Source organism: Enterobacter cloacae complex sp. 372C4 (assembly GCF_050030615.1).
Lineage (GTDB): Bacteria > Pseudomonadota > Gammaproteobacteria > Enterobacterales > Enterobacteriaceae > Enterobacter > Enterobacter intestinihominis.
Genome location: NZ_JBLGUQ010000001.1, coordinates 4430682 through 4446743, shown reverse-complemented (window position 1 = coordinate 4446743; position 16062 = coordinate 4430682). Strand labels below are relative to the sequence as shown.

12 protein-coding genes are annotated in these 16062 nt (G+C 56.6%); 6 read left to right on the top strand and 6 right to left on the bottom strand.

Annotation, left to right across the window (positions count from 1 at the left end; translation table 11 throughout):
* Positions 1-6: 6 nt before the first annotated feature.
* The 3 genes from ACQG11_RS21510 to ACQG11_RS21500 are packed head-to-tail and all read right to left on the bottom strand — an operon-like array spanning position 7 to position 6495.
* Positions 7-2181 carry a virulence factor SrfC family protein gene (locus tag ACQG11_RS21510; RefSeq protein WP_426728776.1) on the bottom strand — a complete coding sequence of 725 codons (2175 nt, stop codon included), beginning with the start codon at positions 2179-2181 and terminating at the stop codon, positions 7-9.
* Complete coding sequence (locus ACQG11_RS21505) at positions 2178-5159, bottom strand: virulence factor SrfB (RefSeq protein ID WP_426728775.1); 2982 nt, start codon at positions 5157-5159, stop codon at positions 2178-2180. The genes ACQG11_RS21510 and ACQG11_RS21505 overlap by 4 nt, the downstream gene beginning before the upstream one ends.
* A 4-nt stretch (positions 5160-5163) precedes the next feature.
* Positions 5164-6495, bottom strand: a complete 1332-nt coding sequence (locus ACQG11_RS21500) for an SrfA family protein (protein WP_426728774.1) — start codon at positions 6493-6495, stop codon at positions 5164-5166.
* A 282-nt stretch (positions 6496-6777) separates the two neighbouring features.
* Here ACQG11_RS21500 and ACQG11_RS21495 point away from each other — a divergent pair, with 282 nt between their 5' ends.
* Both ACQG11_RS21495 and ACQG11_RS21490 read left to right on the top strand, forming a co-directional pair.
* A complete protein-coding gene (locus tag ACQG11_RS21495; RefSeq protein WP_058646538.1) occupies positions 6778-8376 on the top strand; it encodes an ABC transporter substrate-binding protein in 1599 nt (532 codons plus the stop codon).
* Between the two features lie 100 nt (positions 8377-8476).
* Entirely contained in the window at positions 8477-8710 is a 234-nt protein-coding gene (locus ACQG11_RS21490; RefSeq protein ID WP_022648243.1) for a YdcY family protein, read from the top strand.
* A 3-nt stretch (positions 8711-8713) separates the two neighbouring features.
* Here ACQG11_RS21490 and ACQG11_RS21485 read toward each other — a convergent pair whose 3' ends face one another.
* Both ACQG11_RS21485 and ACQG11_RS21480 read right to left on the bottom strand, forming a co-directional pair.
* On the bottom strand, positions 8714-9163 hold the full coding sequence (locus tag ACQG11_RS21485; RefSeq protein ID WP_022648242.1) for a DMT family transporter: 450 nt from the start codon (positions 9161-9163) through the stop codon (positions 8714-8716).
* Entirely contained in the window at positions 9160-9678 is a 519-nt protein-coding gene (locus ACQG11_RS21480; protein WP_023306282.1) for a GNAT family N-acetyltransferase, read from the bottom strand. Before ACQG11_RS21480 ends, ACQG11_RS21485 begins: the two co-directional genes overlap by 4 nt.
* A gap of 148 nt (positions 9679-9826) precedes the next feature.
* Between ACQG11_RS21480 and ACQG11_RS21475 the strand changes: the two genes are divergently transcribed.
* From ACQG11_RS21475 to ACQG11_RS21465, 3 genes are all read left to right on the top strand, one after another.
* Complete coding sequence (locus ACQG11_RS21475; protein WP_017382277.1) at positions 9827-10402, top strand: helix-turn-helix domain-containing protein; 576 nt, start codon at positions 9827-9829, stop codon at positions 10400-10402.
* A 66-nt stretch (positions 10403-10468) separates the two neighbouring features.
* Entirely contained in the window at positions 10469-11503 is a 1035-nt protein-coding gene (locus ACQG11_RS21470) for an NADP-dependent oxidoreductase (protein WP_276170147.1), read from the top strand.
* Positions 11504-11759: 256 nt separating this feature from the next.
* Positions 11760-12428 (top strand): GntR family transcriptional regulator, encoded by a 669-nt coding sequence (locus ACQG11_RS21465; RefSeq protein WP_022648238.1) that lies wholly within the window; start codon positions 11760-11762, stop codon positions 12426-12428.
* Between the two features lie 132 nt (positions 12429-12560).
* On the opposite strand, the gene pqqU is transcribed toward ACQG11_RS21465, so the two are convergent.
* Positions 12561-14678, bottom strand: a complete 2118-nt coding sequence (pqqU, locus tag ACQG11_RS21460) for a TonB-dependent receptor PqqU (RefSeq protein ID WP_276170146.1) — start codon at positions 14676-14678, stop codon at positions 12561-12563.
* 247 nt (positions 14679-14925) lie between these two features.
* Here pqqU and ACQG11_RS21455 point away from each other — a divergent pair, with 247 nt between their 5' ends.
* Positions 14926-15987 (top strand): YncE family protein, encoded by a 1062-nt coding sequence (locus tag ACQG11_RS21455; RefSeq protein WP_426728773.1) that lies wholly within the window; start codon positions 14926-14928, stop codon positions 15985-15987.
* The last annotated feature ends 75 nt before the right edge of the window (positions 15988-16062 follow it).

Sequence of the window (16062 nt, the reverse complement as noted above, 5' to 3'; positions counted from 1 at the left end):
CAATGATTAAGACAGCAAGGCAGACAAGGCTTTCCGCGCAGCAGGCTTAATGTCATACGGGCACTGATAATCCACATTCTCAATCGCGCGGGTGTAGAGCGCAACCAGCCAGTCATAAACATAGGCTGTCGCCGCATGAACAGGCTGCTCGCCAAGTCGGGTAAGACGGGGTGAAGCGTTGCTCACAACTGGCGTCACAAAAATTGGCTGACCTTTGCGGATCCGGCTTGCAGGCCGTTCAGAAACGGGCGTCAGTTCATAGCCAAGCCAACTAATGAAATTGCCTGTCGCGGCATGCAGCTGCGCAGCACTGCTTTTATCTGTTTCTGCAATACGTTGCAGTTGCAGCGGCAGATCCAGCCGGTAGCTGGTAACGATCAGCACATCCGCAATTTGCTGCAATACCTCTGGGTCCAGGCCCAGACGGGTGGCGGCCGCGTCGTTGCGACTCCACTGACGAAGATGGTTAACCCACACGTTATGGGCCAGTCGCGCCTTGTCTTTGGTCTGCAACGCGCCTGGATATTCCGGCGTCTCTTCCGCAAACAGATCGATAACGTCGTTAAACAGGCCGTTGACCTGTTCCTCACGGGGCTGGTGAACCGTCAGCAGCGTCTCAAACGCATTTAACGGCGGGAGAAGTCCTTCAAGCAGTTCACCATGACGAGCGGCGCTGCCTTGCAGCGTTCGGACCATTTTTTCGGCCTCTGCCCGCCCTGCGCCTGGCTCCTGAGTGAGTGGGGCGACGTATGCGCGCATCAGCGTCGAAAGAGACTGTTGCAACAGCCTTTTCAGCGCGTGGAGACGCTTCTGGCGCTGTGCTGGAAGGGTAGCCTGCGACAGCCACTCAATCACCCGCTGCATGCTGTGGGTATCGAGCGCCTGGAGCGTACCCCAGCGCAGACCCGGCTGGCCCAGCAACTGTTGCACCGCTTCGTCCAGATTCTGCTTTGTGGTAAACCGCGCATCGTGAGGGGTAATGGCCCAGACCAGGCCCGGCAACGCGGACTCTTCCACCGGCTGCGTCTCTTTGACCCAGTTTTGCAGGAGCCTGGCCGTTTTTGCCGTCTGCTGGTGGTGGGCCGTCGCATTGCAGATAACCAGGACATCCGGCTGTATGTGCTGACGATAATGCTCCAGCAACCACAGGCATTTTGCCTGCGTCATCAGCGGCGTGTTTTCCTCAGAAATGGCCGGAATATCAATAATATCTACGTTATCCAGAACGCAGTTTTCAACGGGCAGCACCACTTCGCGGGTCAGGCAGGCCAGCACATCGACGGACAGGCTAATGGCATTAAGCAACTCGCCGTTATTTACCGGATGAAGCAATGTTTCCTGCGCTTCCGGCACGGTAAAGGCCCCGTGAGTAAGGAAACCTTCACACGGCAGACCAAAACTGTCCACCAGCAGACTCAACGGCGCCGCAAGCGCGCTGGCATGGCTGGTTTGATGCAGCACCTGGGCGAGTTTAAGCCACTGCTGGGTTAACTCCTGCTGCTCACCCCACAGCAGAGACCAGACGCTGGCGCGGGTGCTGAGATCAAGCGACGGAACCAGCAGGGCAAACTGGTGCCACAGGGCATCATCAATATGCTGCTTAGCGCCGGGTACTACGGTTTGCCAGAACCGGGCAACGGTCGCGACTTCCTGCGCCGTTATTCCCGGCTCGCTGTGCGGCTGACGCAGCGTACGCCACTTCTCAAGCCGGGCTTCAATCACCGATTTATCCACCGCACGGATCTGCGGATCCAACGTGGTGCGGGCGATAAACAGCTGTACCAGCTCGGCCTCCGTTACCAGGCTCAGGCGCAGGGGAAACGCGTCGTCTGCGACCTCGCTGGTCGCTCTGGTGAAACGCACGGCCATATTGGTCGGCGCATGCCCGGGGTTAATATGCGAGAAGTAATCAAACGTGCGTTGACCCGGCGTAACGTTCAGCCGTTCGTCGCCGCTGCCGCACAGGGAGGCCAGCAGATGCGCTTTCGCGGCCTGCGAGTGGCCGTATAAGCCGATGCTGCCCTGGCAGACAAGGGCACGTTCGAGGGCCTCTTCACGCGCGCGCGCGGCGTTAAGGCGGGCAAGCAGGGCGTCGGCTTCGTTATCCAGCATCGGGGCGTGCTGTCGCGTCTCGTTGATCCACCCGATTAAGGCCTGAGTGGTGGCAGTCGTCGCAGTCATTTAAGGTATACGCTCCCGCTGTCGATCCAGTAGTGGCTGCCGCTGTGTCGGCGATCGGCCAGAGTATTCAGTTTAAAGGTCAGGGCGTCCGGCGGCACTGGCGTGCCGTCCTGTAGCCAGGCATCACTCAGCTCGAAAGATTCCGGGCCCTCCTGCTTACTGCCGCCACACAGCTTCAGGCGCACGTTCAGTACGCCGTCGCCCGCAATGGCTTTCGCCAGCTCGGCAGAGTTGATGCTCAGGGTATAGAGCGGCGTCGCGGGCCAGCGGGCATTGGCCAGTTGCCGGAAGCCGAGCGTAACGTTGCCGCGCAGCGGGAAGTGCAGACGGGCGTCCAGTTTCGCGCCGGGTTTATCGAGGTCGATATCGTGATACCAGACGTTCTCGTCCCGCAGGGTATTGATGGTGTTATCCAGCACGCCCAGATAGCGCACCGTAGAGTACGCGCCAATATCTGCTGCTTTAAAGTTAAAGCGCGGCAGACGAAGATCCAGCGCCAGACTACAGAGCATCGCACCCACGGCGGCGGTGGATTTCGGGTTGCCGATCCGTCCCTGCTGGCTGAACGGATACCATTCATGAACCTGGTATTTATCCAGCCAGACGATGCGGTTGACGGGCACCGGTTGCAGGTGGCGAATCAAGGCCTGAACGCCTGGCAGACAGCCTGGCCGTCCCGTGATCAGCAGAATATCGCAGCTGTAGTGAGAGATCGCCTCACATACCGCATGCAGCGGGGCGGCAAGCGTGAACTGACCCGCCAGCATCGCGTCCTGCATCTCGCGGAAACTGACGTGCAGCGGGACGCTGAACAGATCAAAGTGTTCTGAGCCGGCAGGCAACGCATGGTCGATCGCCTGCCGGAGATAGTTCATCACGTTGCGGGTCGGTTTTTGCGCAAGCAGATCGCCAAAGGTGGCATGCAGCCCGGCCAGCGGATCGTCAACATCGCTCGATTCCCACGCCGCCAGGATCGCGTGGCCGATCGGCATAAAGAGCTGAAGTGCCGTCTGCTGGCGCAGGACCGCCTGGGTATCGATCCGCCCGGAGTCGCCGAACAGGGATGCCATCAGCTGGGAGGCATCGGCAATGCCGGATTTCTGAAGCTGGGTTTGCAGGGCGGGCAGAACGTAGCGCTGGATCACGTCCAGCAGTGTGTCGTCGCCAGCGACCTTGAACCCTTCGCGGAACAGCAGTTGCGGGGTGATTTTGACGTTATTACCGGTACCATCGTCTAGCTGATAGTGCGTGATGGCCATATCCGTCGTGCCGCCGCCGATATCAATCGAGGCCACGCGCAGAGCGCGCCCCGGCTGGACGCCTGGCTCAGGCGCGCGATCCGGACGGGCGAGGGAGGCGAAAAAGGCCTCGGTCTGGCCACCAAAATGGGAAATGGCTTCGTTATACAGCCACACCAGCTGGCCGCAGCTGGCCTCGTCCCACTCCATCTGGATCTCAGGGACCGGCACCACGCTTTTTTCCTGCTGCTTGCGGCTGGCAAAATCTTCATCCTGCGGGTGCCAGCCCATCGCTTTCCAGACGATGGCGATGGCTTCGAACATGCGGCGACGGAAAATCTCGCGCTCCTGTTTCGGCATTGCCGAAGGCAGGGTGAGGATCAGCGTCCGCAGCTGGCGGGGAGAGGCCGGGAAGCCGAGCCGCAGGCGGGTGGCCACGCTGTTAATCTGGCCAAGCGCCTGAGCCAGCAGCTCGCAGAGCATGTGCGTCATCAGGGTGCTGCGGCTGTACTGCGGAGAGAACACCGGCAGGCGCTCATCCTGCGGCAGCGTAAAGAGCGGTTCCCCGTCGTCGTTCATCAGGTTCATCAGCGGAAACGCAGTTGCCAGCGGTTCGCGCTGGGTTTTGCTGTTCATCTGGCTAAAGCGCCAGTCCTGCACCACCGGCGTCTCGTCCCACAGATAGCGACGCGGGCTGGAGATACCGCTGTTGCCCTCCGTGCCCAGACGCTGCATCGCCAGCTTACGCGCTTCATCACCCACGCGGACAATGGATGGCCAGACGAACGCATCCTCCCGGCCGCTTTCCACCGAGAAGTGCTGCTTGCCAAAACGCGCTTCGGAAAATTCAAGACGGCTGGTAAAAAGCGGCTCATTCAGGAACTGCGGCTCACTCAGGGAACGCACCTGGAGTTCAGCCGTCTGGCGCAGGCCGTCGTTGGCATCACCATGATCTTCAATAATCACGCCGCAGGTGTGGGTGTTGCCTACGTCAAGGATCAGATCGACAGGAATAGCAGGGGTGCTCAGGGTATGGGTGACAAACTTCACTTCCGGCACGGTGAGTTGTTCACCGAGCATGGAGAGCAGGTTGAGCCAGTGCGCCTGATATTCAAAGCTGCGCATGGCCTGATGCAGCTCGCGCTCGGCGCGTTTTTCAACCCCGTCAGCATATTGTGTGAAGGCTTCACGCAGCCAGCCGTCAATCCAGGTCTGGTCGAGGAAACTCTCAACCTCACTGTCGCGCCAGGCGAGGGCGAAACGCGTGCCGTTAAGAATGTCGTTTTCAACCGGCGACAGGGCAGACGTCGCATGCTCCTCAATCTGGCTGTCGAGCGCGACGGTGACCCGGTGCGTATTTCCAGCCGCGTCGGGCGTGGACAGCTTCCGTACCTGGACGCGCGCCCAGTTATCCGGGCCATCAACAAACGTCCGCGGCGGGTTAAAGCGCAGGAAAGGAAGCGGCAGCCAGACACCGTCCAGCACGGTCAGGGAGTCATGCAGTGGAATGGTGCTTTCAGGCTTGACCACTTCCGGCTTCCCGCCATCGGTGGCAGGCAGCGTGTACCGGCCGTTGACCAGGTCAAAATCCAGGCGCAGCAGCGGGCCATTTGCCGTTTTACGCACGAAACGCCCGTTGCTGGCGGTGTCCTGCGGAGTCAGGCCAAAATCGAGAAACTGTACGCCGCTGTTAGCAATCAGCGTCACGCTCTGTTTATAGTCGCAAAGATTAACCAGCATAGGATCAGACACCTGCTTTCTTGAACGTCAGAGGAACGACGGTGTTGGCATCGTAACGTGCGGTGCATTCCGCCACGTCGCTGGCACCTGCCTTACAGGTCACTTCCGGCATCGGATAGCGTGAACCGTCGGTGCAACGAGCGTTTCCGCGCGTTTTGATCAACAGCTCGCCGTTGCTGTGTAATCCGGAAAAGACGTCTACCCGGCAGACAATGTTGTCGCCATGCACGACCCGGGCGAAACCTTTATTGTTCTGGATCTGGTAGCGCAGAGACGGCGGTTTGCCGGTGAGCGGATCCTGCACATCGAGAAACGCGCGCCAGGTGCCGTTCAGGAAGCGCGTTAACCCCGCTTTGACCTGGTTTGCCTCCATCACCATCGCATCTTTCGGTATCGCGGTAATGACCACCGGTTCGGCTGCCGGGGCAGGCGTCTTCACCTTGGGCTCTACCACTTCTGCCTGGTGCAGCGGGAGTTTCAGCTCAAGCGGCTCAACCGTCTTCACGGGGGCCGGAGCAATGGCGACAGGTGCTGGCGCTGGTGAGGTAACTGGCGCTGCGGTCGGGGCCTGTTTTGGCCAGAGCAGCGGCGTGGCAATGGCTGCAATAATGACGGCGGCAACCGGCAGCAACCACAGGGGGAAGCGACGTTTTTTCTGCACCACCGCTGGTGCGGGCTCTGACGGCACGGTGTTCATGCGCACCGGCTCTGGCGTATACAGCTCATCTTCGGTGATACGGACGGTAGCCACAGGCGTGATAAGCGGCGCGTCGGCCTGCTCGAAGGTCACCACCGGGGCCGGTTCTGGCTCAGGTTCAGGTTCGTTAATCATCACGGGTTCAGGTTCAGGGACCAACGATTCGCGCAGGCAGTCCAGCACGTCGTCGCGCGCGTTTTCGTTAAGATTGACGAAACCCCAGAAGCAGATCACCGGTTTGCCATCCACCAGGAAAACAAAGTTTTCACCGGGAAACTGGAAAGCTTTAGAGAGCAGAGATCCAAACAGTTGCTGCGCCGTTTTCGGTGACTGAAGGCATTTTTTACTTAGCGACTCCATGCTGGCGAGCGTGTTTTCCAGATAGCGCAGGGCGCGAAAACGATCGTCTTCATCCGCCGCCTTCCAGCTGGAGACGGTTCCCTCAACCGGGGAGTACCAGTCAACGCGATCGCCGCCGTCATTGACCTGAGGAATGGCCAGGCAATCGACGATAGCCTGCTGTTTGCGCAACCGAAGCGCTTCGCGGATTTGCAGCGCTGATTCAAAAACGGCCTGTCCGCCGCCGCCAACGGCCTGAAAATCATCCAGATTACCGCTGCGTAAAAGTGTTTTTGCCACGATTTGGTCCTGTAGACTTCTTCACGCCATTACTTTAGCGAATCAGGTAAGCAAGCAAACGGCTGAGGAGACGACAAAAGGGACGATTTCTTGCGGCATTGATCGTGACGGTTGTGCTTGACGAATAATGGACCTTAAGGCAAATCGGTTTCTGCGGGCTGATGTTAAAACCAGCGAAATGTACGGCTTTAGAATAACCTGATAGTGATTCGTTATTTGTCAGGCCAAAACGTCTGTGCTGTTATTACTGTTCACTATAATAAAACCGAAAGGGTAATAACCATGTTTACAGGGAAAACCGTGCTCGCCCTCGCGCTGAGCGCGCTGCTACCGGCAAGCGCCGCATGGGCGGCAAACAAAGACACCATTATCTACTGCTCCGAGGCGTCGCCGGAGTCGTTTAACCCGCAGATCGCCAGCTCTGGCCCCTCGTTTGTTGCCAGCTCGCAAACGCTGTATAACCGTCTGATTAACTTCGACCCGGTAAAAAACACGCCGGTGCCTTCTCTTGCGGAGTCGTGGACCATTTCGCCAGACGGCAAAACATACACGTTTACCCTGCGTAAAGGGGTGAAATTCAACAGCAATAAATACTTCAAACCGACCCGTGATTTTAACGCTGATGACGTTATTTTCTCCGTTATGCGTCAGAAAGACCCTAAGCATCCCTATCACAATGTTTCCCAAGGTAATTACGAATACTTTAATGACGTGGGCCTCGACAAGCTCATTCAGGATGTGAAAAAGATCGACGATTATCACGTTCAGTTCACGCTGAGTGAACCCAACGCGGCTTTCCTGGCCGACTGGGGAATGGACTTCGCCTCGATCCTCTCTGCCGAGTACGCGGACGCGATGCTGAAAAAGGGCACGCCTGAAAATGTGGACACCTGGCCAATCGGTACCGGGCCGTATGTGCTTCAGCAGTACAAGGTGGATTCGCTGATCCGCTACGTCGCCAATCCGAACTACTGGGACGGTGAGGTGCCGACCAAACACCTGATCTTCTCCATCACGCCAAACGTTGAGACGCGTCTGGCGAAGCTGCAAACGAACGAGTGTCAGATCATTCCTGCGCCGTCGCCGGTGCAGTTTGAAGCGATCAAGAAAAACAAAGACCTGACGCTGCACTCGGTGGATGCGCTGAATGTGGGGTACCTGGCGTTCAACACAGAGAAAAAACCGTTTGATAACGTGCTGGTGCGCCAGGCTCTGAATTACGCGACGGACAAAAAGGCCATTGTGAACGCGGTCTTTATGGGGTCTGGTACGGTCGCTAAATCGCCGATCCCGCCGAACATGCTCGGCTTTAACAAAGATCTGAAGGATTACGGCTACGATCCGCAAAAAGCGAAAGCGCTGCTGAAGCAGGCGGGTCTGGAGAAAGGCGCGGAAGTGACCCTCTGGTCCATGCCGGTTCAGCGTCCGTACAACCCGAACTCCCGACGCATTGCAGAGATGATCCAGGCTGACTGGGCGAAGGTGGGCGTGAAGGCGAAAATCGTCTCTTACGAGTGGGGGGAATATCTCTCCGGCATGCGCAAAGGCGAGCATGATTCCGCGCTGTTCGGCTGGATGTCTGATAACGGCGATCCGGACAACTTCGCCGATGTGCTACTGGGTTGTAACAGCATCAAAACCGGATCTAACGCCGCGCGTTGGTGTGATAAGGGGTATGATGAGCTGGTGCAAAAGGCCAAACTGACCAGCAACCCGGACGAACGTGCGAAGCTGTATGGTCAGGCACAGGAGATTTTCTACCAGCAGGCACCGTGGATTGCGTTAGCTAACGGCAAAACGTTCTACGCGACCCGCAGCAATGTGACCGGGTACAGCGTAAGCCTGATGGGCAGCGATTTCTCGAAAGCGAAGCTGAACTGATCGTATTTTGCCGGGTGGCGGCTATGCCTTACCCGGCCTACGGGTGTCAAATGTAGGCCCGGTAAGCGTAGCGCCACCGGGCACGTGAAAAGGAGTGACAATGTCACATTTAAATGATGTTATCGCCCGCGTCGATGCCACCATCGAAGAGAGCGTAATTACTCACATGAACGAACTGCTGATCGAATTAAGCGATGATGCAGAGCTCAGCCGTGAAGATCGCTATACCCAGCAGCAGCGCCTGCGTACCGCGATTGCGCATCATGGTAAGCAGCATAAAGAAGAGGCGGAGGCGCGCCATGCCCACCTTACGCAGGGTGGGACTATTCTGTAAGGGTTAAAACTGGCGCCGCGCCACCAGCCAGGCGCCGACCACCAGCATCACTGCGCCGCAGACCGGGCCAACCAGCGCGCGCAGGGGAACGCCGTTGCTCTTAAGGATGTCCATCACCAGGCCGCCAATCAGCTGGCTTGCCACCAGGACGGCAATGGTCGTTGCCGCGCCCACATTCTGATAGCCGCTAATACTGGCAAAGACAAAAAAAGACCCCAGCAGGCCGGGGATCAACGTCCACCAGCGCACCGTTGACGCCAGTTCGTTAAACCCCGCCAGGCCATTTTTCACCAGCAAAATGCTGACAAACAGCACAATCCCCACCAGCGAGTTCAGCAGCATGGCGATAAGAATGGTGGAGGAAGATTGCGTAATGCGCACCATCAGGGTGTTTTGCACCACCAGCCCAATCCCGGCGGCTACCAGAAACGCTAACGTCAACGATTGATTCATGGCAGAGCATCCGGATCGCTGCGCTCATCAAGCTGGAGCTGCATAAAGGTTAAGTCCAGCCAGCGACCGAATTTGGTTCCCACCTGCGGCATATTGCCGGTGGTAATAAAGCCCAGGGTTTCGTGCAGATGAATTGACGCCTGGTTCTGCGCCTCAATACCGGCAACCATCACGTGTTTACCGATCTGGCGGGCTTCCTTGATTAACTCCGTCATCAGCAGCCGGCCAATGCCTTTGCCCTGATGTTCGGGATGAACGTACACCGAGTGCTCCACCGTGTGGCGAAATCCGTCGAACGCTCTCCAGTCGCCAAATGAGGCGTATCCCGTCACCACTCCGTCTTCTTCACTGACCAGCACTGGATAACCCGACAGAGTACGCGCCTCAAACCATGCGATACGGTTATCGGTGTCGACAGTTTTATCATTCCAGATGGCGGCGGTGTGCAGCACCGCATGGTTATAAATTTCACCGATAGCGGCACAATCTTCTTTGCAGGCATGACGAACAATCATGGGTAACCTCTGGCTGTGTTGTTCACTATAGTAGTACGATTTACTCACAATATTACACAGTTCTAATATTGCATCGCTACGACAAAATCCCTATTTTTTTGTCACAAAACTGCCCCGAAAAACCATCCGTACACTATAGTATGACGTCATGAATACAATGACAGACAATATGAATCAACGCATTAGCGCCCGCATACGCCTTGAACGCGAGTCGCGGGGCTGGTCATTAAGCGAACTGGCCGAACGGGCAGGTATCTCACGCGCCATGATCCACAAGATTGAACGGGGAGACAGTAGCCCAACGGCGACGCTGCTTGCGCGGTTATCCGGTGCCTTCGGTATTAGCATGTCTACGCTTATTGCGCGCGCGGAAATGCAGGAGGGCAAACTGTTACGTCTGGCGAATCAGCCCGTCTGGCGCGATCCGCAAACCCACTATTTGCGTCGCCATGTGTCGCCGCGCAGCGATATGCCTATCGACCTCGTCCAGGTGGAGCTACCCGCAGGTAGCGATGTGCCGATGCCCGCCTCCTCTTATGCGCTGGCACGACAGCTGATTTGGTTGCAGGCAGGTGAACTGGTCTTTCTGGAGGGGGATACTCGCCATGAAATGAAGGCCGGAGATTGTCTGGAACTCGGGCCGCCGAACGACTGCCGGTTTATCAACGAAACGGATGAATCGTGCCTTTATCTGGTCGTGCGGCTTAATCAGTCCGGCTCATAATGCACAGGCGATCCGCAGGATAACGTGCCAGACTTGAATGACATTTTCAGCAGTAAGGAGCGATGAATGAGTCAATCTACTACGCAAAACCGACGCTGGGTACTGGCTTCCCGTCCACACGGCGCGCCGGTTGCCGATAATTTCCGCCTGGAAGAGCAGCCGATCCCCGCGCCCGCAGAGGGGCAGGTGTTATTACGCACCGTATGGCTCTCGCTTGATCCGTACATGCGAGGCCGTATGAGCGATGCGCCATCCTATTCACCTCCGGTCGAGATTGGCGCGGTGATGGTGGGCGGCACGGTAAGCCGCGTCGAGACCTCCCGTCATCCGGATTATAAAGAGGGTGAATGGGTTCTGGGTTACAGCGGCTGGCAGGAGTATGAACTATCCGACGGGCAGGGGCTGGTTAAGTTGGGTCAAAACCCGTCGCATCCTTCATGGGCACTCGGCGTGCTAGGGATGCCGGGCTTCACCGCGTATATGGGGCTGCTCGATATCGGCCAGCCTCAGGCAGGGGAAACCCTTGTCGTGGCGGCGGCCACGGGGCCGGTCGGCGCAACGGTGGGGCAGATCGGTAAAATCAAAGGATGCCGGGTCATCGGCGTGGCTGGCGGGGAGGAGAAATGCCGTCATGCTGTCGACGTGCTCGGTTTCGATGCCTGTCTGGATCACCATGCGGATGATTTTGACGAACAACTGGCTAAAGCCTGCCCGCAGGGCATTGATGTGTATTACGAAAACGTCGGCGGTAAAGTCTTTGACGCCGTGCTGCCGCTCTTGAATACCTCCGCGCGCGTGCCGGTTTGCGGACTGGTCAGCGGCTACAATGCGACCAACCTGCCGGAGGGTCCGGACCGCTTACCGCTACTGATGGGGACCATCCTGAAAAAACGCATCCGTATGCAGGGTTTTATTATCGCGCAGGACTATGGTCATCGTATTGACGAGTTCCAGCAGGAAATGGGCCGCTGGGTGCAGGAAGGCAAAATTCACTATCGCGAGCAGGTTACGGAAGGGCTGGACGCGGCGCCGGACGCCCTGATTGGCCTGCTTGAGGGGAAAAACTTCGGCAAGGTTGTGATCCGCGTGGCGGCCGACTAAACAGAGCATCGGTTATGGCGGGCAGTGTCCGCCATAATTATTTGTGAAGATACGATATATTGTCTTTAATTAATCCATAAGCTTTGCGCGCCTCGGCCCAGCTGAGCCAGAAGTGAAAAATGCAATATTATTTGAGCGATTTTAATATTACGCGCGCCCCTCATACCAGGCATGACGATACAGGATATATCTAACCGGCGATGTTTTTTTAAACAGACGCTGAAAATGGCATTTTGTTTGGCTACGGGAATTAAACATGCTTGATTTGGAACATATGGAAAAAGCACAAAGAATCAGTCTGACTTTGCAAGTAGAGAACAGTTTAAAGGGAGCATTAATTACGGGCTCATTAAAACCTGGGGCTCGACTCGTTACAAAAGAGATTGCGGATAAATTGGGCACCAGTATCACACCGGTGCGCGAAGCCCTGCTGCGCCTGGTGTCGGCGGGGGCATTACAGGCCACGCCAGCGCAGGCGTTTTTGGTGCCAGAAGTGACGCTGGAACGCTATAACGAAATTAACGCCATCAGAAAGCAGCTTGAACCGATGGCCGTTGCGGCGGCGTGCCAGAATATGACCGAGACCAAACTGGATGCGTTACGCGCGCTGTCAGATAACTTCAGTGCCGCCATGCATCAGGGCGATGTACAGAAAGCGATCCATGCCAACCGCGTGTTCCGGTTCACGCTCTATCAGTATGCCGAGATGCCGACCCTTCACTCGCTGATTGAGCAGCTCTGGGTACGGATTGGTCCGTGCATTCACTATCTGCATGAAGAGTTAAGCGAGGTTCCCGCAGCGACCTATCATTATGACGATCTGCTTTCTGCGCTTGAGCAAAGGGATGTGACGGCCAGCCGGGAAGCGATCGACAAAGCCATTGATGAAGCCAATATTCTTCTGCAACGGCAATACTACAGTTAAGGATCCCTCTGGCGCACTTATTTGTTTATTTGTATCAAACGTCCTTGATTATATTCCCGGCGCATCAGGCAACCGGGAATGATGTTATTTTGCTTATTTTTTTACCGGCAACGTGCGCTGCCGGAGAATGGTTTACTCAAAACGATAAGAGACCGACAGGCCCACGCCATAGTTGCGACCAGGGGCAGGTTCGTAATAGCGGTTGTAGCCAGCGTTAACAATCTCTGAACCGGCGTAATCTTTATCGAACAGGTTATCGACGCGACCAAAGACGTCCATTCCCCATTTGCCGTAGTTGAGTTTATAGCCGGTATTCAGGCCCACAACGGTATAAGAGGGCGCTTTAGCGGTGTTGGTATCGTTGGCCATGACATCGCTCATGTAGCGGGCATCTGTCCCCGCGTACCAGCCTTCCTCAGGCTCCCAGCCAAACGACACATATCCCATGTTACGGGCGATCCCCGGCATCCGGTTGCCGCTACAGTCTGCATTGCTACAGACGTTGGTGCGGTAGGTGGCATCAAGATAGGTCCACGCCATCTTCAGCTTCCAGTTCTCGGCAAACTGCTGGTCGAGCGCAATTTCCACACCCTGGCGGCGCGTTTTCCCCGCGTTTTTATAAGTCGTGCGACCATCCTTGCTTTCGTCCACCACGATCTCATTGTCGGTATCCGTGCGGAACAGCGCCGCCGTCAGGATGCCATTGCCGATGCGGGTTTTGCTGCCAATCTCATAGGTGTTGTTGGTGGACGGTTGCAGGTTCATATTGAGGCCACCTTTGCCATCAGAACGGTAGGAAAGTTCGTTGATGGTCGGCGTCTCAAATCCCCGTCCTGCCGCGGCATACAGGTTCCATGCGTCGGTCACGGCGTATTTCACCGCACCTGCCGGGAGCCATTTGTGGTAGCTGGCGTCGCCGCTGTCATCACCGTTTTGCGGGGTAATGTAACGATCGTTGGAGTCAAACCAGACGGAGCTATAACGTACGCCCGCCTCTAAGGACAGTTTTTGCGTTAGCTGCCACTGGGTTTGCAGGTAGGGATCCAGGTTCCACATCAGATTGCGTTCGTCACGGCGTTTATTACCCTTCACGCCATAATCTGGCACGCCGTTGTCCATAACGAAGTTCTCATACCCGCGACGATTTTCGCTCATGTTTTCGTAGTTCAACCCGGTGGTAAATGTCACCGGAACCAGCAGTTCGCCGCGGTGGGTCCAGCGCGTATCAATACCCTGATAGTGACGCTGCATATCAATCACACCGCCCGAATGCGCAGGATTCTCGCGCTGAGTGGACGCCGGAATGGACTGGTACTGAGTCATTTCACGCTCACCGGCATACATCATCACGCTGAGGTCGTCCTGTTCGCTCAGCTGACGGTCGTAGCGGATCCCGGCCTGGGTCTGCTTAATGGTCTTACGCGTGTTGTACTGATCGCCACGTGGTGACTGGCGCGGGTTATTCTGCCACTCCTGATAGCTCAGTCCGCCTGGATCGTTGGCTTTCATGTCCACGCTGTTAAAAATCAGCGTCAGCTTGCTGACATCATTAATGCGCACGCCCAGTTTCGCGTTGGCGAGGTTTTTGCGCGCGCCGCTGTGGTCGCGATAGCCATGGGTGGTAAAACGGGTAGTGGATACGGCGTAATCCACATCGCCCGCCTGAGTACCATCACCCACCGCCCCGGTGGCCTTCATACCGTAACGCCAGGTGCCGTAGCTGCCGTAATAGCTGCTGGCTTCAATGGTGGCTGGCTGTTGTCCGGTCTGGGTGTTGATGTTGATCACGCCGCCGGAGGCATTACCGTACAGGGCAGAGAAGGGGCCGCGCAGCACGTCGACGCTCTCTATGCTGTTGAGGTCAATGTTTGATGTCTGCCCCTGGCCGTCGGGCATGGTTGCCGGAATGCCGTCCACGTACATGCGGATCCCGCGTACGCCGAAGGTTGAGCGCGCGCCGAATCCGCGAACGGAAAGTTGCAGATCCTGAGCATAGTTCTGGCGGTTCTGGATTTGCAGGCCAGGTACGCTCCCAAGGGATTCAGAAAGGTTGATGCGCGGTGTGGCATGTCGCATATCCTCGCCGCTCACCACGCTGACTGCGGCCGGGGTGTCCAGTTCTGAGACGGTTTGCGGCGTGGCGCTGACGATCAGGGTCTGTTCATCCGCGGCCATCGCACTCAGCGGGCCAAAAATGACGGGAACGAACAACAGGGGTAGTGAGGCCTTATGGGCAGTAATAATTTTCATGGAGTAAGCCGGTTAAGAGAAAATTCGAACCAAATCAACTGGAACCTGTGTATATATGTTAAATCCTTTGTAAATGTTATGAAAACTATAACCGCACATTTCGTGAATGTAAGGTTTTGCAGGAAAGAAATACTCCACATTCAACTCATTAATGATTACTATTCTCATTAAAATAACGGCAAAGCGATGACTTTGCCCGCCGGAAGCGATGTCAGCGGTAAATCTCCTCATTTAAAAAGGAATTGTTATGTCTTTACGTCATCTGTGCTCGCCGCGCCTGCGTGGGTCTCTGCTGTTGGGCTCTTTACTGTTTGCCGGTACGTTCCAGGTTCATGCCGCTGAAGAGATGCTGCGCAAAGCGGTCGGCAAGGGCGCGTATGAAATGGCCGTCAGCCAGCAGGAAAACGCGCTGTGGGTTGCGACGTCACAAAGCCGCAAAACCGATAAGGGCGGCGTGGTCTATCGTCTGGATCCGGTCACGCTGGAAGTGACGCAGGCGATTCATAACGATCTCAAGCCGTTTGGCGCCACGATCGATAACGCCACCCAGACGCTGTGGTTCGGTAACACCGTCAACAGTGCCGTGACGGCGATTGACGCCAAAACGAGCGAGGTGAAAGGGCGCCTGGTGCTGGACGATCGCAAACGTAGCGACACGGTGAAGCCGCTTCAGCCGCGCCAGCTGGTGGCCGATGACACGACCAATACGGTATACATTACCGGCATCGGCAAGGAGAGCGTGATCTGGGTTGTTGATGGCGCAACGCTGAAGCTGAAGGACACCATTAGGAACACCGGCACGTTCAGCACCGGTCTGGCGCTGGATGCGAAGGCAAAACGCCTGTATACCACCAATGCGGACGGTGAGCTGGTGACCATTGATACCGCGACCAACAAAATCCTCAGCCGTAAGAAAGTACAGGAAGACGGAAAAGAGCACTTCTACCTGAACCTGAGCCTGGACACTGCCAGCCAGCGTGCGTTTGTGACGGATTCAAAACAGCCTGAAGTGCTGGTGGTGAATTTGAAAGATGGCAGCGTAATGCAGAAAATCGCCGCGCCAGAATCGCTGGCCGTACTGTTTAACCCGGCGCGTAACGAAGCCTATGTGACGCACCGCGAGGCGGGCAAGGTGAGCGTGATTGACGCCAAAACTTACAAAGTGACCAAAACCTTCGATACGCCGGTTTACCCGAACAGCCTGGCGCTGTCTGCGGACGGTAAAACGCTGTACGTGACGGTGAAACAGAAGTCTACCCGTCAGCAGGAAGCCACTCAGCCTGACGATGTGATTCGTATCGCGCTTTAAGGTGGGAATTGCCCGGTGGCGCTGCGCTTACCGGGCCTGGAAAACAATGAAATGCAGGCCGGGTAAGGCGTAGCC

Bases quoted from the DNA above. Each gene is read 5' to 3' on its own strand.
- ACQG11_RS21510 (WP_426728776.1), bottom strand. From the start codon at position 2,181: ATGACTGCGACGACTGCCACCACTCAGGCCTTAATCGGGTGGATCAAC.
- ACQG11_RS21505 (WP_426728775.1), bottom strand. From the start codon at position 5,159: ATGCTGGTTAATCTTTGCGACTATAAACAGAGCGTGACGCTGATTGCT.
- ACQG11_RS21495 (WP_058646538.1), top strand. From the start codon at position 6,778: ATGTTTACAGGGAAAACCGTGCTCGCCCTCGCGCTGAGCGCGCTGCTA.
- ACQG11_RS21490 (WP_022648243.1), top strand. From the start codon at position 8,477: ATGTCACATTTAAATGATGTTATCGCCCGCGTCGATGCCACCATCGAA.
- ACQG11_RS21485 (WP_022648242.1), bottom strand. From the start codon at position 9,163: ATGAATCAATCGTTGACGTTAGCGTTTCTGGTAGCCGCCGGGATTGGG.
- ACQG11_RS21480 (WP_023306282.1), bottom strand. From the start codon at position 9,678: ATGATTGTTCGTCATGCCTGCAAAGAAGATTGTGCCGCTATCGGTGAA.
- ACQG11_RS21475 (WP_017382277.1), top strand. From the start codon at position 9,827: ATGAATACAATGACAGACAATATGAATCAACGCATTAGCGCCCGCATA.
- ACQG11_RS21470 (WP_276170147.1), top strand. From the start codon at position 10,469: ATGAGTCAATCTACTACGCAAAACCGACGCTGGGTACTGGCTTCCCGT.
- ACQG11_RS21465 (WP_022648238.1), top strand. From the start codon at position 11,760: ATGCTTGATTTGGAACATATGGAAAAAGCACAAAGAATCAGTCTGACT.
- pqqU (WP_276170146.1), bottom strand. From the start codon at position 14,678: ATGAAAATTATTACTGCCCATAAGGCCTCACTACCCCTGTTGTTCGTT.
- ACQG11_RS21455 (WP_426728773.1), top strand. From the start codon at position 14,926: ATGTCTTTACGTCATCTGTGCTCGCCGCGCCTGCGTGGGTCTCTGCTG.